The sequence below is a fragment of the Streptomyces sp. NPDC016309 genome (assembly GCF_043077235.1).
In the GTDB taxonomy this organism is placed as follows: domain Bacteria; phylum Actinomycetota; class Actinomycetes; order Streptomycetales; family Streptomycetaceae; genus Streptomyces.
The window spans coordinates 1-22,852 of sequence record NZ_JBIBSG010000021.1; the positions used below are offsets into that span (position 1 = coordinate 1).

The window sequence follows — 22,852 nt, forward strand, 5'->3', positions numbered from 1 at the left end:
AACCTAAAATAATTATAACCCCCCCCCCGCCCCCGCCCCAACCCCGGGGGGGGGGGGCCGGGGGGGGGCCCCCCCCCGCCCCCCCCCCCCCGGGGGGGGGGGGGCCCCCCCGGGCCCCGGCCCCCCCCCACACTGCTTGTAATGGGTTCCCGTCGCTCTCATTGCTCAGTGATCGGAATAGCTGAAGTCGCCCATTGCCCAGGCGCTGACGTCGTCGATCGAGACGCGGTACATCCCACCCGTCTCCAGGAGCCCGGCGAGAACTCGCCCACGTTGGACGAGCCAGCCAGGACCTCCGACACGTTGCCTCCGTACGACCTCGGGAGCCAGCCGACCCGTGATGACAGCGCCACCGCTGACCACGGTCAGGGACATCTGATTGCTCTGCCCGGCCACCACCAGGGCAGCGACATCAACCAGCAGTTCGTCAGGCTTCGACATCAGCACCGATCCTCTTCACCGGTGGTTCCGTCCCTTCAACCGGTCCCGCTGCCGAGCGAGAAGGGCGGTCACCGTCTTCCGCCAGAGGCCCGGCGGGTGACCGCGGTCGCTCTGGCGAGACGGTTGACCGTGGGCAAGCCGAAACCCCTGGTGCCGCCGTTCAGGTCGGGGGCGCGCATGCGCGGCGGCGCCTGCGGGCTGGGGTCATGAACGGCCACCTCGATACTGCCCGGGTGTGCGGTCAGGCCCAGGGCGCAGGTGCCACCGCCGTGACGCAGGGTGTTGGTGGCGAGCTCCGAGACGACCAGGACCACGGTATCGGCGGCCTCGGCTGCTAGCGCCGGGACAAGACCTTCGAGGAACTCCCGTGCGCTCTCGCGTGCGATGGCGACGGACCCCGAGGGGCGGGCGGTTAGGACTCACCAATGCCTGCCCCGCATGCACGGGCTCGTGCCCCGGCCTGTGGCGGGTAGCCGGGCGATGGCTGTCCTTGCGCCTGCCCATGTCACTGTTCGAGGTCGATTATCTAACCGTCGAGCATGCGGAAATCTATGTCGGCCAGAGTAGACATTGGGTGGTGTTGTGGTTATGGTTTCTCTCGTAGCCCAGAGAGACCGCAGGGCTCGGCAGAGACGAACTGCCGGGCATTACCCGTAGTTGCAGTTCGCAGGACGGTGCGGTGACGGAGTTTCGAAGCCAGGGTTGTTGCAGGACGGCGACGGGACTGGTGACCGGACCGGGTGGCCCGCAGTGATGAGGGGTCGCCGTGAGTAGTACCCGTAAGTGAGTGCAGTTCGCAGCACCCAGCAGTGAAGTCAGTGAGCAGTACCTCGGTGAAGGCGTCGGCTGCGGGCGCGCGCACCGGGAGGTTCGGCAGCGGGGTTCTAAGCCAGAGCAGACGCAGGATGGGCAACGGGGCTGGCTGCCGAAGTGGCGCTGTGAGAGGCCACAAGCAGCACGCAACACCAGCAATACAAGCAGTTCGCAGTTCCCGCTTGGTAAGTGATTGATCCAGAGGGAAGAACGGAGGAGCCGAGCGCCATCAGGATCGCCTGGGCGGAAGTCTTGAGCCCGGGTACCGCAGGACATCGATAGTGAGGTGGTCTCCGGTCACGCATCCGCGATCCCCGCACCCCCGGCAACATTTCGGTCGGGTGTGCGGAACCAGAAGGCCGGCGCAGTATCAGGGCCGGTAGATGGTGCAGCAGTTCCTTCGGGGCCCTGGTGCCGGTACAGGCACCAGGGCCCCTCCACGCGGTTCACAGAGAGGTGCAATGACCGCAGACGACTCGTACGGCCGTCTCGACGACGACAATTACCCCGCCTACACCATGGGCCGGGCCGCCGACATGCTCGGCACCACCCCCACCTTCCTCCGCGCCATCGGAGACGCCCGCCTCATCACCCCGCTCCGCTCCGCAGGCGGACACCGCCGCTACTCCCGCTACCAACTGCGCATCGCCGCCCGCGCCCGGGAACTCGTCGACCAGGGCACCGGCATCGAAGCCGCCTGCCGCATCGTGATCCTCGAGGACCAGCTCGAGGAAGCCCAGCACATCAACGCCGAATACCGCCGCGCCGCCGAATCATCCAATCCGACGCCCGCAGCGTGAGATGAGCGTGCCCGCCGGCATTGGTGGGCACCGTACGCACAGTCCCGCTGATCTCGCAGCCCCTGCCCGAGGGGTCGCGCGCCGCGTCCGGTAACTGCCGTCGTCCGTGCGGGCCGTGCTTTCAGTCGGACAAGGGGGCTGAGCTCGGTCGCTTCAAGCGTCGTCCCTGGCACGCTCGGTCGCCTCCTCGTACGAGTTGCCGTTGAACCGGGGGCCACCACGCTACGGGTGAGCGGGGAGACGCCCGTTCGGAAGCCCTGGCCGTTCCCATGCCCAGCCGCTCTACTCGGCTTCGGCGAACTCAATCGGCGGTGGGATCAATGGGGCCGGAGTTCACACGGCGACGAACCGGCCCATGCCCGCGACGTAGTCCTGGTTTTCGAGACCCGCCTCCCCGACTGCTGTCCGTGTGAGGTCCCCTAGCATGATCGCATGATTACCGGTGGCGCCCAGGAGGCCCAGGGAGGACGAGAAGCTGTGTCCCGCGACGCCGCTGAGGCCGAACGCCTTCACGTCGCCTCAGCGCGTGAAGAATGTCGTGAAGACGGGCTGCCCTGCGGATCACGAGGTGACGATCCAGGGGAGAACGCTCACTCGGTTGCCGCTCTGCTGGAGCGGGCGGCCGACCTGGCCGAACCGATCAAGCCCAGGTTGCGTGGCTGGCTTCATGCCGGAATGGTCCCCGCCGCGCTGATCGCAGGCATTGTGCTCATCTGCCTGGCCCGCACCCCGCAGGCGGCCCTGGCCTGCGCCGTGTACTCGGTCACCGCCTGGCTGCTGTTCGTAACGAGCGCCATCTACCACCGCGGCACCTGGGGCCCGCTCGGCGAGGCTCTTCTGCGACGCCTCGACCACGCAAACATCTTCCTCATCATCGCAGGCACCTGCACCCCCCTCGCCGTGCTCCTCCTTCCGGTGGAACAACGGTCCATGCTGCTGTGGATCGTGTGGACGGGTGCATTGGCGGGCATTGCGTTCCGGGTCCTGTGGGTCGCAGCTCCGCGCTGGTTGTACACCCCGTGCTACCTGGCCCTGGGGTGGGCACCGGTGCGCTACCTGCCCGACTTCCTGCACACCGGCGGAGCGGCCGTACTCGCCCTGATCGTGGCCGGCGGTCTCCTCTACAGCGCGGGCGCGGTCGTCTACGCCCTCCAGCGCCCCGACCCCTCGCCCCGCTGGTTCGGCTTCCACGAGGTGTTCCACGCGCTGACCGTGGCAGCATTCACCGCGCACTACATCGCCATCTCCCTGGCCGTCTACTGACCGCGACGGGCTGGGCGACCGCCGAGGCATCGCCCACGCGCGAAAGCTGTTTGCCCTTCCGGCCTGCAAGTTGGCCGCTCTCCGGGGTGTGACGTCCCGTAGGCAGGTAAGGAGGGAGGAGCGAGAGAAGGGCGAGACAGCGGTCTTCAGCTGACCTGTGACAGAGGGGGCCCCGTGTTCGAGGCGGAAGACGTCAGGGAGTGGCGTGGCCACAATGTGGTCGACCACGAGCGGCACAAGATCGGCGCCCTGGACGCGGTCTACGTCGACACGGCCACGGACCAGCCCGCGTTCGCGACGGTCACGGTCGGCCTGCCGACCCGGCACCGGCTTGTGTTCGTTTCCCTGGGCGGCGCGACGGTCGGTCCCGGGTATCTGAAGGTCGCCTACGATAAGAAGCGGGTCAAGGAGGCGCCTTCGATCGGCACGGACGGCGAACTGCTCGCGGAGGATGAGAAGACGGTCTTCGCGCACTACGAGTTCGCCTACCGAACGGGTGCGGGCGGCGAACGTCGCCTCGCCCGCCGCTGATGCCCCACCAACTTCCCCCACCGCGAGGTGACACGGATGGCTCTCTTCTTCCTGCTGGTCATCGTGGCCATCGTGCTCGGCATCATCGGAGTGGTGGCGAAGGGCCTGTTCTACCTGTTGGTCATCGGTGTGGTGGTTTTGGTCGCCGACTTCGTCCTCCTCGGCCTGCGCCTGGGCCGCCGCCGCAGGAACCCGCCCCGGTGACGCGGTCACTCCGGGGCAGAGCACCCCGCTTCGCCCGCCCAAGGTGGCCGACCCCAAGTGGGTTGTCGGAGCAGTCATCGAGTCACTGCCCCGGAGTGGTCCGCCCCGTCCGAGACGGGGCGGAGGCGTCGGCGAGGTCGGCGCCGGTGTCGGCGTCCCGCCGGGAGTGGCCGACGCCGTGCCAGTCCAGGCACATGACGGTCGCGTCGTCCTGCAGGTGGCCTTGGTTGGCGTCGACGGCCGCCGCGATGAGGGTGCGGGCGGCCTCGCGGGGATGCAGCGCGCGGGTGCGGACGATCAGGTCGGGCAGATCGAGGCTGGTGGCGTTCCGCTCCAGCATGCCGTCGGTCAGCATCACCAGCCGGTCGCCCGGCTGCAGGTCCAGCGACTGGACCCGGTAGGTGTGGGGGACTTGGAAGCCGAACGGCATATCGATCTCCGGACTGACCTCCCGCACCTGTCCGTCCCGCATCCGCAGCGGCCAGGGGTGCCCGGCGTTGATGAACTCGGTCTTGCCGTTGATCAGGCTGATGCGCAGGAGCTGGCCGGTGACGTAGCTCTGGCGGCCGTGCTGGCGCATGGCCCGATCGGCCTGGCGGGCCTGTTCGGCGAGGTCGGCACCGGCCCGCCGTGCCCGGCGCAGGGCACCCACCAGGAGAGTTGCCAGCAATGCGGCGTCAACATCGTGCCCCATGGCATCGGTCACGGAGAGCTGGACCGTGTCCCGGTCGATCACGTAGTCGAAGGTGTCCCCCCCGACGTGGTCGGCCGGCTCCAGCGCCCCGGCCACCGCGAACTGCGCCGCCTCACACGCCAGCGACGCCGGGAGCAACCGGTGCTGGATCTCCGCGGCCAGGCTCAGCGGGCTGGTACGGCGGCCCCACTGGTACACGTCGGTGAAGGACCGGTTGGCGATGACGATGTACGCGAGGGCGTGCGCGGTCTCGCCGATCTCCCGCATCACCCCCGCGTCCGGTACCGACGGCAGGAACAGTTCGAGGAGCCCGATGGCGTCCCCGCGGTTGGTCACCGGGGCGACGATACGCACCAGCGCGCCCTCGCCCTCGTCCTCCACGCTCGGCCGCTGGGTGCGGATCACGTCGTCGTACAGGGTGCCCCGCAGCCTGATGCGCCGGGCGGGCTCATCGGTATCGACGCTGCCTGCTGCCCCAAGCCGTACGACCGAGCCGCCGGTGAAGTCGGTGATCAAGAACGATACCGACGCGGCCCCGAGGCGCTCCTTGAGCATGCGCGCGACCACGTCAAGCGACTCCACGGGCGCCGCCGTCTCCGCCGCCGCCAACGCCCCTGCCAAGGTCATCGCCCTGCCCCAGCCACCCCCGTCCTCAGGAGTACGAGGGGTAGCTGCACCGTCCCCGTCAGGCCCAGATACGGTCACGGTGACTCCTCGCTGCTGGCTCACTCTCAGGGCTCCGTCCCGGTTGCGCGAGGGGCCGGCGCCAAGCCCGGTGCCGGGCAGATGTCACATTGCACCACAGGGCCCCTGAACGGATGCAGCTGCCGGCCAACCGGCCGTCGAACGGCCCGGCATCGGCGCCACTCCGTGGGGTCTTCCCGAGCCTGGCAGCCACCGGCCACCAGAGTTCATGTCCCACCGGCACCGGCGGCGACCCATGGTGCTTCCTGGTGTTCCGCTCCAAGATGCTCCATGACGCCCGGACGTCGCAGGGGCGATGCGGGCTGCGCGCATGCCCGGTGCCTGTGACGTCAGGGGAGAAGCGGTCGCGGCCCACGCAGCGGCAGGCTCCGAAGCTCCCTCGCATGGCACATCCCCTGAAACGGCGCAGATGAGGTTCGACCCTCCCACCGGTTTGCCGCACAGGCAGGTGGACCGCAGACGTCTGGAGACCGCTGCGGCGTGCTGCCGGCCCTTGAGAACGATCTTTGGTTCGAAGGACCCGTTACGGTACCGGGGGCACGGCTGCCTTGACTGGGTACGCCGTCCACGCGATGGGCCTGGACGGCGTACCCCGCGGCCAGCCGGTAGCCGAAATCCTCGGCGAGCGCGTCCGGGCCGATACGGATCAGCCGGTGGTGCAGATCCTCTTCTACGCGGTCGCAGCGGACGTGTCGGCGAGCTCGGGAAAGCGAGCCTCCCAGGCAGCCATCACCGCCCCGGTCAGGGACAGCTCCCGCCAACGGGTCCGCAGAACAGCGACGTCGAGGTGCGCCTGCCGGTCCCCGGGCGACTGCGCCTCACGGATCACCCGCTCGTACATCATCAGCCCATCGGCGTCGGCCAGGTCGTACTCCTAGTGCGGGCCCCAGTCCAGATGCCGGGGCAGGGCCACAAGGCCGTCCGCCGCGCCCCCAGCTCCCCGAGCGAGTCCGGCAGGGCATACGGTCGAAGCTGCGCCTACCTGCTGCTCATGCTTACCAACATGCCCCACGCCGAGGATTTACCAGGTGGATCTCTGCGAGGGATCCCTCGGAAGCGGGGTCTCGCATTTGGCTCCCTGGTGGGTCCCAAGCAGGAGCAACGACCACTCGCGGGTGTGACCAGCGATGCGGATCAGGCCCCTGGCCTGGGACTCTCTGCCGAGATAGCCGGATGCGTCAGCACGTCGCACGTACCGCCCAATCTGAACGTAACGCACACCAGCAGCGCCCCCGATACGACCCTTGCGGGCCGCTGACCTGTGCAGGCGGGCCGCCTTGGTATCGCTCTTCTCCGGGATTACGTGCCGGATACCGCGTCGCCGCAGGTAGGCGCGGATCATGCCGTTGCTGGGACAGCCCTTAGTCCTCCTCGCCGCACCATCCGTCCACGTCGCGTACCCCCGCTGCGGCGAGTGCGGCCAGGTGGGCCGGGCAGCCGAACGCCTCCGCGTCGGGGCGCGGCGCCGGGACGGTCTTCGGGGCGTGGAGGTGTCGTAGGACCGCGCCGTCGAGCCGTTCGAGGGCGGGGTGGTCGTCGTGGGCGCAGGTGTGGGCGTGCGGGGTCTCGGCGAGGGTGCGCAGCAGCGTCCGGATGTCGCGGGCCAGGGCGATGGCCGGGCCGGGATGCGTGATGCGAAGGGCCGTGGCGGCGGTCAGGACGAGTACGGTCCGCTCGCGGTCGTCCGCGGCGTGCGCGTGCCGCCGGGCGGCCCAGATGCCCTGGAGCTCGCGGGCCGGCTCGTCGCGCCCGTCGAACAGCGCGGTGAAAGGCTCGATGGCGAGGGTCCCGTCGGCTCGCAGGAACTCCGTGTCGAGGTGCCCGGTCTCCCGGTGCCCGAACAACTCCTCGCGGCCCTCACGCAGTTCGCTGAGGGTTTTGCGGGCGGTGGCGGCGGTGAACCGGGGGCACAGCCAGAGTGAGAGGTCGATCCCGGCCTGTTCCAAGAGGGCGCGGCCGCCGTCGTCGCCCAGGTGCACGCCGAGGGTGAGGGTGTCGTCGGCGATGGCGGGGCGGTCCGGTTCGTCGTCGAGGAAGCCGGGCAGCCCGGGGTGCCCGTCGTCGCCGTGCGCGCAGGGGTGGTCGAGGGCATCGAGGGGGACCTTCTCCAAGGTCTCGATCAGGTCGTCGAGGACCCATCGCTCGCGCACGACCCCGGACAGCGCGTACCAGGACGCCGCCGTCGCTACCAGCACGCCGCCCGCCCGGTCCCCGTCACTTGTCACGAAGCGGAGTTCCGAACCGGCGTCGGCGATCTCGTTGTAGGCGTCGAACCCGTATCCCTCCAGGACGGAGTTGAGCCTGTCGAGCGTGTCCTGGGCGTCCTCGGAGAGGCGCGCCGGCACGTCGGCGGCGGAGCCGGGCTCCAGCCGGTCCATGCCCAGGCGTGCGAGCCCTGCGATATTGCGAGGGCAGGCCCACTGCTCGCCGGTCCAGCCGATCGCGGAGAAGTCCGTGTCACCGTGCGCCAGGGGGCGAGCGACGTCCTCCAGATAGTGCGGCGGGTCGTCGAGGCCGTCCTCGTACGGGTGCTCGGCGTGTGTGCACGGGCGGTTCTTGAGCGCGCGGTCCGCCCGGTCGAGTGCGTCGTGCACGGCGCCGGACACCCGCTCCGGCCTGCGGTCGGCGTACGGGAGCGTCATCGCGAGGCCGAGCACCCACAGCGGGGCGCGGTCCCCTCCGGGGTCGGCGACCAGTCGCCGTACGCAGTCGAGGACGGTCTCGTCGTACTCCGGGTTCCCGTGCGCCCGGACGTCGTCCTGTACGTCCTGCCAGGCGCCGATCAGCGCCTGCAGGTCGGGGGTGGTCTCGGATGGGTCGGCGACGCCCTCGCCGTCCGTGGATTCGATCATGCCCGGTACGACGCGGGGCCCGGGGCGGAAGTTCCCGCGGGTGCACGCGTATCGGCGAGCCGGGGTCCGATGTGACGGGATGCGCGAGCCGGGAGGTTCAGGAGAATGGCCGTGACTATGCCTCTTTCACGGCATTCGAGTTTCACCGCACGAGAGGACTCGCTTCATGCCTGTCGCCGACACGCCGATGCACCTCACGCGAGGCGCCCACGTCGGATCTCGGTCTCCGACCTCGACGCCTCGGTCGCGTTCTACTCGGCCCTGACCGGGCGGGAGCCCGTCGCCGAGGGCACCATGAGCAGCGGGCCGTCCGGCCGTTCACAGGGGCTGCCGGTCGCGAAGCTGCGGTACGCGACGATCAACATCGACGGGCTCGGCATCGACCTGATCCAGTGCACGGACCCGGTGGGCGAGCGCACCGACGGCAAGGCGAACCGGCCCGGCTCCATGCATCTATGCTTCAAGGCCGACGACTTCGACGCGGTGTACGAGCGTACGAGGGACGCCGGTTACGACTTCCTCGGCGACGACTACACGTTCATCGCGGGCGAGGTCACGCCGGCGCCGCGCTCGGCACCAAGGTCGCGTACTTCAACGGCCCGGACGGCACCCACCTGGAGATCATCGACCCCAAGGGCGCTTCGCCAACTATGGCCTGTCGTTTGGATCAGGCCGGATCTGGTCAATGGCCCCGCGACCCGGCAAGATCCAAACGGCGGGCCCTAGCGGGATTCCGTCGTAGGCGACGTGGGGACTGTACACAGCGCCGGCAGCGATGCAGAACAGCCCCGCAAATTGGCTCACATAGGCCGTGACGGCGGGCAGTGAAGGAGCCACCCCGCGACGGTGAACGTCGACCCTCCACGTCGGCGAGAAGATCGCATGGTCCCGCGCACACTCGCTGACCTTCGTCTGGCCGAGTATCTCAGCCGCCTCAGCCACTTCGTCGACGGTCATACCGAACCGGAGCGGTCCGATGCCGACAGCCGGCGAACAGGACCACTCGTCCCGTTCGACGACTCCGGCCTTGAACGCCATAGTCGCTCCCGTAGAAACACCCGAGACTTGCCGCCGCCCATCGAGTCAGATCACTCAGCGTGAGCCCCTTCGGTCTCGGCCGAGAATGCGCGACACCTGAACATGAGCTCACCAGTACCAAGGGCCGGGCCGGAATCGAATGTTGCCGCGCCTGCACATGGGCGGGGAGTCGAAGCAGCGAGGCGAAACCGGGTTGTGCCTGGAGCGGTGATCGGCTTGGGTTCGTGCTCGTGACTGCCTTGAATGATCTCGTACGTCCGGACCGCTATCCGCGCTCGTCCTGCTATGACCCTGGCTGGTTGCTCAACCTCGCCATGGGGCCGAACCCGTTGTGGATGCTGGAGGACCTCGCCCAGGACCTTGATCTGCGCCCGGGGATGCGGATTCTCGACCTCGGCTCCGGCAAGGGCGCCACGTCGGTGTTCCTAGCCCGCGAGTATGGCGCCCAAGTCGTCGCGGCAGACTTGTGGATCGCCCCCGAGGATGCGGCAGCCGTCTTCGCCGACGCGGGTGTCGGCGATCAGGTGGAGGCTGTGCGGGCGGAGGCGCACGCCTTGCCGTTCAAGGAGGAGAGCTTTGACGTCATCGTGAGCGTCGACGCGTTCGAGTACTTCGGTACGGCAGACAACTACCTGCCCTACCTGGTCCGGTTTCTCCGCCCTGGTGGACAACTGGCCATGGCGACTCCCGCCATGACACGGGACGTCCGTGAACTCGGGGCCATCCCGTCCCACATCAAGGACGTGGTGGGCTGGGAAGCGATCGCCTGGCACACGGCGGAGTGGTGGCGCTTCCAGTGGGCGATCACTGAACTGGTGGAGGTCACGTCCGCGCGGCTACAGCAAGATGCCTGGCAGGACTGGCTGCTGTGGGCCCAGGCATGTGCCGAGCATCAGCCGGGCGGCCAGAGCGTCAACCAGCCGGTCATCGACATGCTCACCGCGGATGGCGGAGAGTTTCTCTCCTTTGCTCTGGTAACCGCACGCAAGAACTAGGTGGTCAACCCCGAAAGTCCTTCGGGGCTGACGCGAATGGTTGTGGCTGTGTGGGTGCACGGCAGGCTGGGCATCGGCCAAGGCCGCTGCCCAGCGCTGATGAGGGTCATATGCGAGTTGCTCCCGCGTCCGAGGTGATCACCTCCGTCCCGGCGGGGTTCATCGCGGGAGCCGCTTCGTGGTCGGCGCTTTCCGCGTGTTGTCAGGCGACGCGGAGGATGCTCTTGCCGTGGGTTGTGCCTTCGGCGAGGCGCTGCACGGCCATGGCCAGGTCCCCGAGGGCGTACTCGGTGGTGATGTCCGTGCGTACCTTGCCGTCGGCGACGAGGCCGAGTGCGCGGCGGGCACTGTCGGCGAGCCGCTCGGGGTGGGTCTGGCTGAGCAGGTTGCTGTTGTAGGTCAGGAGTGACTTGCCGTGCATGAGAAGGTCGTTGGCGTTGGCGAGGACGGGTTCGTACGTGGCGAGGTTGCCGTATGCCACCAGTCGGCCGTGTGCTGCGAGCTGCTCAAGGCCGGCGGTGCGGGTCGAGCCGCCGACCGGGTCGAGGATGACGTCGGGCTTCTCGTCGCCGAGCTTGGCCGGCAACTCCTCGCGGAGCAGGAGCCGGTCGTACCCGAACTGCGCGGCATATTCGGCCCTGTCGGCAGTTCCGACCACGCCGACGATCCGGCCTGCTCCCGCCAGTCGGGCGAACTGGGCAGCGAGCGTGCCGACTGAGCCGGCGGCGGCGTGGATCAGCACGCTTTCCCCGGGCCGCACGTGCGCGGCTGTGTTGATCAGGTCGTAGGCGGTCGGTGCGCCCCACCCAAGACCTGCGGCTGCCCTCAGCGGCATGCTGCCGATGCCGAACGTGAGCGTGGCGGGTGCCAGGACCACCTCGGCGTAGGCGCCTGAGGTGGTCAGCGCGGTGACGGCCTCACCTACACGGCGTGCGTCGATACCGGCGCCGACCGCGACGACGTGCCCGGATGCCTCGAACCCAGGGACAAAGGGGCGCGGTACGGGGAAGTGGCCGTCCCGGACCATGATGTCGCCCCACTGGATCCCGGCGTATGCCACGCGGATCGCCACTTGCCCGGGGCCGGGGGTGGGCTCATCGAGTTCGGCGACCCGGTAGTGGTCATCGGTGTCGAAAATGACAGCCTTCATGGTTACAGCCCCCTGTGTTGACTCAGTATCCTTACAGTCGAGCACGGTAGATGTGTAAGGATCCTGAGTCAACCCATGGACCTGTCAATGAAAGTGAGTACGCGGTGAAAGCCCCGATCGAGAACGACCTCTGCATCCGGATCAGGCGGTCGGAGCAGGCGTTGATGGCGCACCACGAGGCAGTACTGCGTGCCTACGGACTGACCATGACGCAGTACACCGTGCTGCTGGTCCTCTCGCGCGAAGGCGGCATGTCCGGCGCCCAACTGGCCCGGTCCTGCGGCGTCACGCAGCAGAGCATGAGCAGCGTGCTGACCAACATGGAGACCAAGAAACTGATCCGACGCGAGACGTCCCCCGTGCACGCCAAAGTGCAGATCGCCACCCTCACCGACGCGGGCCAGGCACTGCTGGACCGCGCCTACCAGGAGGTGGTCATCCTTGAGCGTGCGCTCACCGACGCGTTCACGCCCGCCGAACACGCTGCACTCTGCGAACTTCTGGAACGCGCCACCACCATCCTGACCCAGCAGACGCGCCACGCGACAGCCCCGCCCGCCACCTGAGCCTGCGGCCGCCACGCGCGGGCCCCGACCACCCCACCAAGGACTTCCAGAGTCGACCGCTACTGCAAGCAGACTTCACTTCGCCGATTCTTCTGTCTCCGATCGTCATCAGCGAGGCAGAACCTGGCGAAAACGCTGCGGTGGCACCATCGAGGCCAGGCGGAGCCGTCCTGTGGCCGGGGAATTCACCGTGGCCTCATGCGTGGGGTCACCTGTTCGATTCGTTTTGCAACTGGAGTCGTAACCGACCTGCCTTCTCGTCCTGCCGCGCCGCCGAAGGCTGGAGATGTGGCTCGAACCGTGTCTCGCCGATGTGCGGCAGGCGATCGCGGGGGCCGGGAGGCGCGAGTGGGAACGGCAGCACGGTCGGGAGGCGCGGCCGCTCGGAGAGGGCTGGCTGCTGGAGGCCGGCACCGGCGCCGGTCCTGCGGTGTACGTCCATGTTGGCGGCTGCCACATGGCGGGCAAGCGGTGCCGCGGCGTGCCCCGGGACATCAGGCTGCGGGCTCTGGCGGCCCCGGACCTTCGTGCTGACGCACGAACCAGTGGATACGGGGAACCTGGCGCGATCACATCCGCCAGGAGCCGCGTGTGCAGCTCCGGCATGTCCGTCACGCGGCTGCCCGGGTGCGGGGAGGCGAGCTGGGGGAAGGCGTCTTCCCGTACGGCGCGCACGGTGCGACCGATGGCTCCAAGATCCCCCGGGCCGGGCCGGGCAACTCATCCAGTGACTCCGGCAGCCGACGCCGGAACTTCTCCCGGTAGAGCGCGAGGTCCTCGGCGTCTGTGCCCGGAGGTCCCTCGGTGCGGGGTGCTGTGAGCTGGAGGGCATGAGTCCATCAGGGCGGCCGGAGGAGTGGCGAGGGGCATGATGAGCGAGCCGTGTCTGACGTGAGAGAGGCTGAGCCTGCTGGGGAGCTGCCTGCAGCAGCTCGGTCTGCCCGAGTGGGCAGGACGGGCACTCGTCGTGACGCTTGATTGACGCTCCGGCCGTCCGCATACCTCGCGATGAGCCGAGAAGGCGACTCTGACCTGGTCTTTTCCCTCACTCGTGCAGGCCGACACCTTTCCGATGACGCACCACGTGGAGTGCGTGGCGATCCTGGAGCCGGTGAAGAAGGACGCCTGACCTGGGGTTTTGCCGGGCTGCTCAGGCGCGTCCGGGTGCGCGGTTGCTTACTCGGTGCGCAGCGCCGTGGCCGTACGCGCCCTGGCGGCCCAGCCGGCCGGGATCAGTGCGCCCAGCATCGCGATCACGACTCCGCCGAGCCCCAGCAGGAGTAGCTGAACAGGCTCGTACACATCGAGGACCGGCGACGGCAGGCTGGTGCCTGCGGCATGCCCCATCACCGGCATGACGACGTGGTGCAGCGCGTACCCCGCCGGCACGCCGAGCAGCCCGCCGATCACGCCGATCAAGGCCACCGAGGCGAGCACGAGGCTCAGGGTCTGCCGCGGTGACATGCCGATCGCCTTGCAGACGCCCAGGTCGTGGATGCGTTCCCGGGTGTCCAGGACCACGGAGTTGAGTACGCCGAGACCGGCCACGGTGATCAGCATGAGGGTGAGCAGCACCGCCATCGCGGCCATGATGAGGATGACGCCGTCCTGCCCCGACTCGGAGCCGGTCGTGGCGTCGCCTCCCAGCGGCTGCACGACCGCGGCGACCTTGCGGGCGTAGTCGTCGGCGGAGACGCCGGACTTCGTTTCGACGAGGAAGGTGCTGGGCTCGGCCGACTCGAAGTCGGCCATGTCCGCGTGGATCTCCAGCCGGCTGCCCGACGTGTCGAAGGACTCGCCCACGATCCGCAGGTTCGCGGTGTCCTTCTCGTAGGTCACCCGCACCATGTCACCGATCTTGGTGCTTGTCCTTTCCAGGAAGCGCGAGGGCACCACGACCTGTCCCTTACCAGTGAGCCAGTGCCCGGAAATCATCTCGTAGCTGCCAGAGCGCGAATCGCCCTCGTAGAGGCTGGCCTGGATCGATCCTGAGATCCCGGCCACGGCGACCTCGGTCCGGGCCTTGCCGTAGTACGACTCCGTACCCGGCTGCGACGTGACGGCGGCCCGAACCTTCGCCGGATCGGCGGCCTTGGGCTTCTTGGACGTCCCCGCCGCGCTGTTCTCCACGGGAGGCGGGCCTGCATCGCTGCCGCCGGGGGGAGGCGGATCTCCCGCGTCGCCCCCCACAGGAGGCGGCGGAGGGGGAGCGACTTCGATCGCCTTGGTCGTCGTGACCGTGACCGCCGCACGGTTCTCCGGGTCCTGCGAGGTGCCGATCGCGTTCAGGGACGAGGTCAGCCCCACAGCGAACGTCGCCGCGACCGTACCGAACGCCACCGCGAGCAGCATCGCGAGAGTACGTACCGGATGCGTGAAGGGGGTCGCGAGACCGTAGGTCACCGGCCGCGGCAGCGGCAGCAGCCCCGTCGCCCGATGCGCCCACTGGCCGCGCCCGGTGCGCGGTGACCGGCCGACCGCGATGGCCTCGATCGTACGCAGCCTTCCGGCCCGCAGCGCGGGAATCAGCGCCGCGAGCCCCACGACGACCAAGGTGGCGGCCGGTACGGCGACGTCCACCCACCAGGCCACCGAGAGCGAGACGCCGCCGTACACCGACTCGGTGTCGGACAGCAGGGGCACGGCAAGGAGGTTGCCCAGGACGACACCCAGGGCGATGCCGACGACGGTCGGGATCAGCGCCTGGGCCACGTAGGCGCGTACGACCTCGCGTGGGGTGAAGCCGATGGCCTTGAGAATGCCGATTCTGCGCAGGCTGGTGCCGACCGCACCACTGATCACACTGCTGACGATGATCACCGACATCACGATGCCGAGCACGCCGAAAGCCATCACGAACGGGACGGTCGCCGCCGCACCCTGATCAGCGGCGCGTTTGGTGTCCAGCCAGGACTGGGTACCCAGCAGCGCCCCGGACCGCACGGAGGCGGCGAGCTTCTTTTGGTCGGCGATGATCTGCTGCTTCGTGCTCGCGGAGTCGAAGCGGTAGAGCATCTGACTCGTGACCGGGCTGCCCTCCGAGGCCAGCGCGTCGACCTGCGCGGGAGTGGCCCAGGAGTCGGCCGTCCTGCCGGCCGACACAGCGAAGCCGACGATCGAAAGGGCCGGGGCGCCCTCGGCGTCCGAAGCCTTCAGGGCGGCGCCGATCCCGACGCCGGGCCCCTCGAACGACGCGGCGAGCACGATCTCGCCCCGCTTCTGCGCCCACCGGCCGGACTTCAGATCCACCCGGTCCACGTCGCCGTCCGGACCCGACCGCCCGACCAGGGTCAGCATGGGCAATCGGAAGCCCGCCCGGTCGACCGGGCGGAACGCCGTGGACGGGTAGGGCCCCGCGCTCGCGGCGACGCCGGGCAACTTCCTGGTCCTTGCCAACTGCGCCGCACTCGCCTTGGCCGGATCGAAGTGGGCGGTGATGTGCGCACCCTGCTGCTTCCCGAAGGCGTGGTCGAAGGGCGCGGCCGCGGCGACCATCAGCGACCCGGCGACCACCGCCGACGCCACGGCCATCATCGTGGCCACGGCGATCACCACTGTCTGCACCCGCCGTCGGCCGACGCCGGAGCGCACGACCCGGCCCATCGCGCCGGTGCCGAACAGGCTCATCGGACGGCCCGCGCGTACGTGTCGAGGGCGACGTGACCGTCGACCAGGTGAATAGTGCGGCTCGCGCACGCCTCCGCCAGCGTCAGGTCATGTGTCACCAGCACGATGGTCTGTCCGGCGCGGTGCAGATCCATCAGCAGATTGCGGACGTCGTGGCCCGAGGCGGTGTCGAGCGCACCGGTGGGCTCGTCGGCGAGCAGCAGCGCGGGCCGGTTGACCAAGGCCCGGGCGACCGCGACCCGTTGGCGCTCGCCTCCGGACAGTCGGCCCGGGTAGGCGCGGGCATGCTTCTGGATGCCCAGCATCTCCATGAGCTCACCCGCGCGGGCCGCGGCCTTGCGCCGACCGGTCCCGGTCAGCTGGGCCGGGAGCTGAATGTTGTCGGTGACGGTGAGGTCGTCGAGAAGATTGAAGAACTGGAAGGCCATGCCGATGTGCTCGCGACGGAACGTTGCGAGGGCGTGCTCGCTCAACTGGTCGATCCGTCGCCCGGCCACGATCACAGTGCCATCGGTCGGCTTGTCCAGGCCTGCGACGAGGTTCAGCAGCGTGGACTTGCCGCTGCCTGAAGGGCCCGTCACGGCAAGGGCCTCACCCTTGGCGACGCTGAGCGTGAGCGGTCCGAGCGCCGGCGCGCCGGCGCTGTCGTAGCGCTTCGCCACACCCTCCAGTTCGATCACTTGATGCATATGAGTTGTCCGTCCTTGCGGTCGCGAGAGGCACATGCCGTTGCCGGTCCTGCGAACCTAGAGGTGCCGTGTGTGGGGCGCGTCGGCCGCGGAACCAACATCAGGCCCTTCCTGCGGAGGATTCGGCCGCGGAGTCATCCCTGAGAAGTAGGCCTCTGGGGCAGTGCCCTGGCCGGACAGGCGGACGCCGCCGAGCGGAGAGCGCAGCAGAATGCAGGGATGGAGACGGAAGACCGGCGCGGTCGGTACCGGCAACTCATCGACGCGCTACGCCCGGAGGCGCAGGCCTCCCCGCTGTCCCCGCGAGCGGCGCGCGCCGACGTGGTGCTGGCGGTCGTACTGACCGTCATCGCCCTGTTCGTGGCGGTCCGCTATCCCGGTGATGGGCTGGTGAACATCAACCCCCCCACGGTGGACGACGGGACCGGGGTCCCGGCCCCGCCCCCGCCGCCCGACCCTGATCGGCTGCCCGAGGAGGAGGGACCCCCTTCCACGCCCTGGGCCCTGGTCGTCCTGTCGACGCTGCCGCTGGTGGCCCGGCGCCGGTATCCGCTGTCCACGTTCGTGGTGGTGCTGGGCGCGGCACTGGCCATCGGCAGCTCCGCCACCTGGATCACCGTCCTGGCCTGTGTCATCGCCGCCTACAGCGCCGTCGTGTACAGCCGTTACCGGCTAGCGGCGATAGCCGTCCTGGTGATCGCCGCCACGCTGTCCGGTTTCGCCTTCCGTAACGCGGAACCCGTGCTCCCCGGATGGTCCAGCCCGGGATTCGTGCTCCTGGTGGCAGGGATGCTGGCCAGCCTCGTCCGCTTTCTGCAACTGCGGCTGGCCTCCAGCCGGGACCGGGTGACAGAACTGCAGGCCGCTCAGGAGGAGGCCACGCGCCGCGCCGTCGAGGAGGAGCGTGCCCGCATTGCCGCCGAACTGCACGACGTTGTGACCCACAATGTGAGCGTGATGGTGATTCAGGCCGGTGCGGCCCGCAAAGTGATGGACATGGCGCCCGAGCAGTCCAAGGAGGCACTGCTGGCCGTCGAGGCGGGCGGTCGGGCCGCCATGTCCGAACTCCGCCACGTGATGGGCCTGCTGGCCGCCCCGGACCACGAGAAGCCCGGCGGCCTGGAGCCCCAGCCGGGGCTCGCGCAGCTCGACGCGCTCGTCGCACGAGTACGCGGCGCCGGTACGCCCGTGAGCGTCGGGGTGTCGTTGCCCCCGGATCCTCTGCCACCGGGGGTGGACCTCGCGGCGTATCGCGTCGTACAGGAGGCGCTGACCAACACGATCAAACATGCGCGCGGCGCGCAGGCGTCCGTCGCCATCGGTTACACCGACGCCTGTCTGGAGATCGAGATCACGGACACCGGTGGTGCCAAGGATTCCCCGCCGGTGCGGAGCAACGGCCGTGGCCACATGGGGCTGCGCGAGCGGTTGGCCGTCTACAAGGGCGAGCTGACGGCCGGACCGATGCAGACCGGCGGCTACCGGGTGACGGCCCGCATCCCACGGAGCGCGATATGACCGCGGACCAGCCACCTCTGCGTGCCGTCATCGCCGATGATCAGGCCCTCGTGCGCACCGGTTTCAGAATGATCTTGGCAGCGGACGGCATCGAAGTGACGGCCGAGGCCGCCGACGGAGCCGAGGCTGTTGCAGCGGTTCGCCGTACGCGGCCCGACGTCGTCCTCATGGACATCCGGATGCCGGAGATGGACGGCATCGAGGCCACCAGGCACATCATCGGCGGCGCCGGCCCGGCGGGAACGCGGGTCGTCATCCTCACCACATACGACCTCGACCACTACGTCTACGCCGCGCTCACGGCCGGCGCCAGCGGCTTCCTGCTCAAGGACGTCTCTCCCGAACATCTGGTCTCCGCCCTACGCCTGGTGCAGACCGGCGACGCCCTCCTCGCACCCACGATCACTCGTCGGCTGATCGAACGCTTCGCCCATCGCGACGAACCGCAGACCATCGCCCCGCACCGCGATCCGTCCGGCCTGACCCCACGCGAGCTCGAGGTGCTCCGCCTACTCGCGACGGGCCTCAGTAATGCCGAACTCGCCTCCCGGCTGTTCCTCAGCCCGACCACGGTCAAGAGCCACGTCGGCCGCATCCTGTCGAAGCTGGACCTGCGCGACCGCGTCCAAGCCGTCGTCTTCGCCTACGAGACGGGCCTGATCGCCCCGGGCGGGGGGCGCCTGGACGATTGATCCAAGGGCAGTGGTCGTAGCCGGTCAGTGACCGGATGGCTGGTTGGTCGGTGGGGCCTGATTCGGCACCGAGGAAGGAGGGACGATGATGAGGCTCGAGTCGCGACTGTCAGCGGTTCGCGAGGGCGGCCGATGCGTCGATGAGGGAGAGTTGGCCCGGGCCGGCTTTCCGGGTCCGGGCCTGTTCCACGAACCGGCCCAGCTCCGCGCGGGCGGTGGCCGAGTCGATGCGCCTGATCACGGGCAGCGTGGCCTCGACGATGTGACAGGCGTCGTCGAGGCGGCCGGAACCGGCCAGGGCTGTCGCCTGCCGAACCGCGAAGCGCGCTCGGGAGTTGCTGTCCGCCGGGACGGCCGGCCGGTGCTCGGCGGCGAAAAGGTCGGCGGCCAGCTCGAAGCGATGGAGGCTGAGCATGCAGGACGCCTCAATGAGCCGAGGGTTGCCGTTCTCGATGCGCGGGCCCCAGTGAGGGGTCCGGTCGCCGATGGCCTCGGCGGCGTGGCTTCTGAACCGCTCCAGTGCCTCCTGGCAGGCCCCCGCATCGCCACGGCGCGCGTGCCCCTGGGCGGCGCGTCGCGCGGCGTGCGCGCGGATCACCGGGTTGGCCGCCGGGTGCCCGGCCGCCTGGTCGGCGAACCCGATCACCGCACAGGTGTCACCGCGGTGCTGGGCGATGAACGCCTTGCGGACCAGGGCGTACGCGGCCACCGTTTCGTCCCCGCCGTGTGCGCCCCACCGGACAGCGAGATTCGTCCAGCGCAACGCCTCCGCGGGATTTCCCGCCTCTTGTGCCATCCACCCCGTGTATTCGGCGAACTTCGAGGCCAGTAACCAGATTTCGGCACGCTGCCGGCCAACGGCGTGCGAACCGGCGTCCGTCAGGATCCGCGTGATCGACTTCATCGAAGCGGTGACGAATCCCGGGCCGGTGGATCTGCCGATGTCCTTCAGCTCCCGCAGGATGCGCTCGTATCCGGCGACCACGGGGCCGGCCTCGATGACGCTCTCGGCCCGGGCGCCGCGGCGGCTGACACCGGCCAGCTCGACGAGTTCCCCGCCGGTGCCGAAGGCCGTGTCGCATGCCGCCGCCACAGCGGGGGTCGGGTTGCGCACCCCGCTCTCCAGATTGCAGATCTGCCCTTCGGACACGTTCGCACGCCGGGCGAACTCGCGCACGCTCCACCCCCGACGCGCCCGGAGTGTGGCCAGGACGACGCCGAAGTCGCCCGGCGGCAGACGGGTGCTGGTCGATCTCCCTGCCGAGACCGTCCCTGCCGCGCTGTCCACCGCATCCATACCAACCAGCGTACGGAGCCTTGCGGTCGCTATTCAATCCTCGGCGAATAGCCACCGAGCGCGTACGCCACCCCTAGGGTGAGCACGATCCCTGACGTCAAGTCTTGCCGGAGAGGGGGCAATTGTGCCGCGCATCTTCCTCAGCTTTCGCAAACCGGACTCCCGGTGGATGCGGGACCGCGTCTACCGCGCGCTGTCCGACCGCTTGGGTGCCGACGAGATCTTCAAGTCGGGGCAGTCGATTCCGCCCGGGGCCGATTTCGCCGAGATCCTGCGGCGGCAGGCCGCCGAGTGCGAGCTCATGTGCGTACTGATCGGGCCAGGGTGGCTCGACGCACGGGGCGAGGACGGTGTGCGGCTCCTGGACCGGGCTCACGACTGGGTCCGCCTGGAGATCGCGACGGCTCTGCGGGCGGGAAACCGCGTCGTCCCGGTCCTCCTGGGAGACGCGACGATGCTGCCCGACGCCTCTGCGCTGCCGACCGAGATCGCGGAGCTGGCGCACCTGCAGTTCCTCCGCGTGCCGGAGACCCATCTGCCGGGCGGGCTGGAGCATTTGGGCGACGCGCTGACCGCTCTCCTGCCCGATACAGATACCCCTGTCGAACCCGGGCGAGGTACTGCGCCGGCCGCGGAGCCCGGGCCGTCAGCGACCATGACGGCCCATGTGTCCGGCGGCGGCAGCGCCTACCAGGCGGCCCGTGACCAGACGATCAGGCTGGCGTGAGGGGCGGACGATGGATCATCCCGGAGCAGACGGTGCTCATCGGGTCGGGCCGTATGTGCTGCTCGGAAGGCAGAGCACGGTCGGCGGGAGCGAAGTCTTCGCGGCCCGCACGGACGAGGGGCTACTCGTCACGGTCACCGTCGTGGGGCCCGAACTGGGCGCCGACCCGGGGTTCCGTGACCGGTTCCGAGCCGCCGTCGAGGCGGCACGGACGCTGTCCGGTGCCTTCCTCGTACCGGTGGTGGATGCCGACGCCGACGCGCCGGTTCCGTGGCTGGCGACCGAGTTCATCGCCGGACTGCCGCTCCGGCAGGCGGTGGACCGGCACGGCCCGCTGTCCGAACCGGCTCTGCGGGTGCTCGCCGAGGGCCTCGCGCGGGGGCTGGCCGCACTCCACGCGGCCGGGAGGGTCCACGGCGGGGTGAGCCCGGACTCGGTGCTGCTGACCATGGATGGGCCCCGCTTCACCGCAGTGGGGCTCGTGGGAGCCACCGGCGGTCCGGCGCCCTTACCGACGGACGACATGTTCGACCTCGGGTCGACCGTGCTGTTCGCAGCTTCCGGAGGCGAGCCGGACACAGGCGCCCTCCCCGTGTCGCTGCGCGAGGTGATCGGCGGCTGCCTGTACCCGGAACCGCCGGACCGTCCCACCGCGGAGCAGCTCGTCGAATACCTGAGGCGTCAAGACCTGCCGGCCCCTGCGGGCAGTTGGCTGTCGCCGGCGGTGACCGCCGACATGGCCGCCGCGACCGCGGCGGTGGGATCGGCGTCCGCCGGGGTTGGCGGCCGGGGCGCGGTGTTTCCTCCGCCGCCGGTGAACGCCGCCGGCGCGGGTGTCAGCCGCCGGAAGCTGCTCATCGGCCTGGCGGGGGGCACGGCCGTATTCGGTGGGGCCGCGGCGGCACTCGCCTTTGCCGGCGACTCGTCGCCGACACCCGCCGGCCGGGCCGGCGGCCCCGGGCCCACCGCACGGCCGGCCTCTCCGTCAGGCGTCCGATCTCCGTCGGCCTCCTCCGCGTCGCCGTCCTCGACGGACGGACCGGAACCGATCGTCCTGACCGGACCCGACGCCGCGAAGGCATGGTCGGGCGCCGGAAAACACCCCCCCACCTGCCTGGAAGCCTCCGGCAAGGTGGTCATGGTGGTCACGGACACGGCCACGTCCTTCCTGGACGCCGCGACCGGAAAGTCCGTGTTCCCCCAGCTGAACACGGTCAACGAATACGGCACGACCAGCTCCAAGTACCCGACGGCGTACGCGGACGGAGTGTTCTACCTGCTCTGCGACACCCCCGATCAGTCGGGCCTGCTGGCGGCGTTCGACGCCGCCAATGGGAAGGCGAAGTGGGCGACCAGGATGGCCGAAGTCGAATCCGGCGGGGGCAAGCCCACCGCGATGTACCGGAGCACCTATGTGGCCGTCGCGGGGAACACGGTGTACGTGTGCGGGACGATGAGCGTGTTGGACGGGTCGTACTCGTCCACGTCCCCGACCACCGGTTACATCCGTGCGTTCAACGCCGCGACCGGCAAGGGACTGTGGCGGGTCAAGGGCACGGACATCAACAACGTGCTGGTGCCACCCACCGGGTCTCACCTGCTGGCCACCTCGGCCGTACCGGGCAGGAAACCCGGCCGTGTCCAGATGATCGACGCCGGCAGGAGAGGCGCCCGCGGCTGGAAGGCATCCGTCCCGTACGGCGGGTTCTACTTCACCACCGGCTGGCCGCTGACGTGCTACGCCGCCGGGCTGTTCCTGTTCGCCGGTGGCAGCGGCGACACGCTGTTCGCCGTCGACGCGGCCACGGGCGGCGAGAAGTGGCATCAGCGCTTCTCTGCGAAGAACGGGGACCGGGTCCAGATCGGCGCCCCGTTCTCCAGCCTGGACGGCGCGACCGTCTACGTACCCGTCGGCAGCGACCTGGTCGCCCTGGCCACGGCCGACGGCACGCTCCGGTGGGTCGCGACGCTCGACGGGGCCAGCGAGACGGGCGGTTCCAACATGTTCAACGCCTCCTTGAGGATTTCCGGCAAGAGCGCGCAGTGTTCGGCCGACACCGTCTTCGCCACCGACAGCGCCAAGACGTTGTGGGCCATCGACGCGGCCACCGGCAGGGCGCGGTGGAGATACAGCGACCCGGGGCAGCCGGACGTGGGGTTCCTGTGGGCGGTGGGCGGTGACCGCGTGTTCATCGCGTCCCACCTGACGATGACCGCGATCGCGGCCCACGGCCGGTAAGGGACAAGGAG

At 69.5% G+C, this 22,852-nt stretch carries 21 protein-coding genes; 12 read left to right on the forward strand and 9 right to left on the reverse strand.

Translation table 11 applies throughout. The annotated features are described in order from the left end of the window. Positions 1-165 precede the first annotated feature (165 nt). Positions 166-441 (reverse strand): hypothetical protein, encoded by a 276-nt coding sequence (locus ACF068_RS31525; RefSeq protein WP_392277737.1) that lies wholly within the window; start codon positions 439-441, stop codon positions 166-168. Positions 442-509: 68 nt separating this feature from the next. Next, positions 510-827 (reverse strand): ATP-binding protein, encoded by a 318-nt coding sequence (locus ACF068_RS31530; RefSeq protein WP_392277766.1) that lies wholly within the window; start codon positions 825-827, stop codon positions 510-512. Between the two features lie 888 nt (positions 828-1,715). Here ACF068_RS31530 and ACF068_RS31535 point away from each other — a divergent pair. The 4 genes from ACF068_RS31535 (at position 1,716) to ACF068_RS31550 (ending at position 4,052) form a co-directional block, all read left to right on the forward strand. Then, positions 1,716-2,054 carry a MerR family transcriptional regulator gene (locus tag ACF068_RS31535; protein WP_392277738.1) on the forward strand — a complete coding sequence of 113 codons (339 nt, stop codon included), beginning with the start codon at positions 1,716-1,718 and terminating at the stop codon, positions 2,052-2,054. A gap of 432 nt (positions 2,055-2,486) precedes the next feature. Further along, positions 2,487-3,317 (forward strand): hemolysin III family protein, encoded by an 831-nt coding sequence (locus ACF068_RS31540; RefSeq protein WP_392277739.1) that lies wholly within the window; start codon positions 2,487-2,489, stop codon positions 3,315-3,317. A gap of 174 nt (positions 3,318-3,491) precedes the next feature. Then, positions 3,492-3,848, forward strand: a complete 357-nt coding sequence (locus ACF068_RS31545; RefSeq protein ID WP_392277740.1) for a PRC-barrel domain-containing protein — start codon at positions 3,492-3,494, stop codon at positions 3,846-3,848. Between the two features lie 36 nt (positions 3,849-3,884). Continuing rightward, positions 3,885-4,052 carry a hypothetical protein gene (locus ACF068_RS31550; RefSeq protein ID WP_351811889.1) on the forward strand — a complete coding sequence of 56 codons (168 nt, stop codon included), beginning with the start codon at positions 3,885-3,887 and terminating at the stop codon, positions 4,050-4,052. Positions 4,053-4,134: 82 nt separating this feature from the next. Here the strand turns inward: ACF068_RS31550 and ACF068_RS31555 are convergent, their stop codons facing one another. From ACF068_RS31555 to ACF068_RS31565, 3 genes are all read right to left on the reverse strand, one after another. Next, positions 4,135-5,373 (reverse strand): PP2C family protein-serine/threonine phosphatase, encoded by a 1,239-nt coding sequence (locus ACF068_RS31555; protein ID WP_392277741.1) that lies wholly within the window; start codon positions 5,371-5,373, stop codon positions 4,135-4,137. Between the two features lie 748 nt (positions 5,374-6,121). Continuing rightward, complete coding sequence (locus tag ACF068_RS31560) at positions 6,122-6,295, reverse strand: hypothetical protein (RefSeq protein WP_392277742.1); 174 nt, start codon at positions 6,293-6,295, stop codon at positions 6,122-6,124. 517 nt (positions 6,296-6,812) lie between these two features. Beyond that, a complete protein-coding gene (locus tag ACF068_RS31565; protein WP_392277743.1) occupies positions 6,813-8,303 on the reverse strand; it encodes a hypothetical protein in 1,491 nt (496 codons plus the stop codon). Between the two features lie 105 nt (positions 8,304-8,408). Here ACF068_RS31565 and ACF068_RS31570 point away from each other — a divergent pair, with 105 nt between their 5' ends. Together ACF068_RS31570 and ACF068_RS31575 are read left to right on the forward strand one after the other, a co-directional pair. After that, on the forward strand, positions 8,409-9,029 hold the full coding sequence (locus ACF068_RS31570; protein ID WP_392277744.1) for a VOC family protein: 621 nt from the start codon (positions 8,409-8,411) through the stop codon (positions 9,027-9,029). A 536-nt stretch (positions 9,030-9,565) separates the two neighbouring features. Beyond that, positions 9,566-10,336, forward strand: a complete 771-nt coding sequence (locus ACF068_RS31575) for an SAM-dependent methyltransferase (RefSeq protein ID WP_392277745.1) — start codon at positions 9,566-9,568, stop codon at positions 10,334-10,336. A gap of 202 nt (positions 10,337-10,538) precedes the next feature. Here ACF068_RS31575 and ACF068_RS31580 read toward each other — a convergent pair whose 3' ends face one another. Further along, complete coding sequence (locus tag ACF068_RS31580; protein ID WP_392277746.1) at positions 10,539-11,531, reverse strand: zinc-binding alcohol dehydrogenase family protein; 993 nt, start codon at positions 11,529-11,531, stop codon at positions 10,539-10,541. Positions 11,532-11,590: 59 nt separating this feature from the next. Here ACF068_RS31580 and ACF068_RS31585 point away from each other — a divergent pair, with 59 nt between their 5' ends. Further along, positions 11,591-12,052: a MarR family winged helix-turn-helix transcriptional regulator gene (locus ACF068_RS31585; protein ID WP_392277747.1), complete on the forward strand. Its 462-nt coding sequence runs from the start codon at positions 11,591-11,593 to the stop codon at positions 12,050-12,052. Positions 12,053-12,338: 286 nt separating this feature from the next. After that, positions 12,339-12,872 carry a DUF6233 domain-containing protein gene (locus ACF068_RS31590; RefSeq protein WP_392277748.1) on the forward strand — a complete coding sequence of 178 codons (534 nt, stop codon included), beginning with the start codon at positions 12,339-12,341 and terminating at the stop codon, positions 12,870-12,872. Positions 12,873-13,228: 356 nt separating this feature from the next. On the opposite strand, the gene ACF068_RS31595 is transcribed toward ACF068_RS31590, so the two are convergent. Then, positions 13,229-15,679, reverse strand: coding sequence for an ABC transporter permease (locus ACF068_RS31595; protein WP_392277767.1), 2,451 nt, complete (start codon positions 15,677-15,679; stop codon positions 13,229-13,231). Further along, entirely contained in the window at positions 15,676-16,368 is a 693-nt protein-coding gene (locus tag ACF068_RS31600) for an ABC transporter ATP-binding protein (protein WP_392277749.1), read from the reverse strand. Before ACF068_RS31600 ends, ACF068_RS31595 begins: the two co-directional genes overlap by 4 nt. A 219-nt stretch (positions 16,369-16,587) precedes the next feature. On the opposite strand from ACF068_RS31600, the gene ACF068_RS31605 reads away from it, so the two are divergent. Together ACF068_RS31605 and ACF068_RS31610 are read left to right on the forward strand one after the other, a co-directional pair. Then, positions 16,588-17,886 (forward strand): sensor histidine kinase, encoded by a 1,299-nt coding sequence (locus ACF068_RS31605; RefSeq protein ID WP_392277750.1) that lies wholly within the window; start codon positions 16,588-16,590, stop codon positions 17,884-17,886. Then, positions 17,883-18,578 carry a response regulator gene (locus ACF068_RS31610; RefSeq protein ID WP_392277751.1) on the forward strand — a complete coding sequence of 232 codons (696 nt, stop codon included), beginning with the start codon at positions 17,883-17,885 and terminating at the stop codon, positions 18,576-18,578. The genes ACF068_RS31605 and ACF068_RS31610 overlap by 4 nt, the downstream gene beginning before the upstream one ends. 109 nt (positions 18,579-18,687) lie before the next feature. On the opposite strand, the gene ACF068_RS31615 is transcribed toward ACF068_RS31610, so the two are convergent. Continuing rightward, positions 18,688-19,875 carry a multiprotein-bridging factor 1 family protein gene (locus ACF068_RS31615; RefSeq protein ID WP_392277752.1) on the reverse strand — a complete coding sequence of 396 codons (1,188 nt, stop codon included), beginning with the start codon at positions 19,873-19,875 and terminating at the stop codon, positions 18,688-18,690. Between the two features lie 124 nt (positions 19,876-19,999). Between ACF068_RS31615 and ACF068_RS31620 the strand changes: the two genes are divergently transcribed. Next, the gene (locus ACF068_RS31620) at positions 20,000-20,602 is read left to right on the forward strand and encodes a toll/interleukin-1 receptor domain-containing protein (protein ID WP_392277753.1); all 603 of its coding nucleotides are present in this window, start codon (positions 20,000-20,002) and stop codon (positions 20,600-20,602) included. Between the two features lie 55 nt (positions 20,603-20,657). Continuing rightward, the gene (locus ACF068_RS31625; RefSeq protein ID WP_392277754.1) at positions 20,658-22,841 is read left to right on the forward strand and encodes a PQQ-binding-like beta-propeller repeat protein; all 2,184 of its coding nucleotides are present in this window, start codon (positions 20,658-20,660) and stop codon (positions 22,839-22,841) included. Positions 22,842-22,852: the final 11 nt, after the last annotated feature.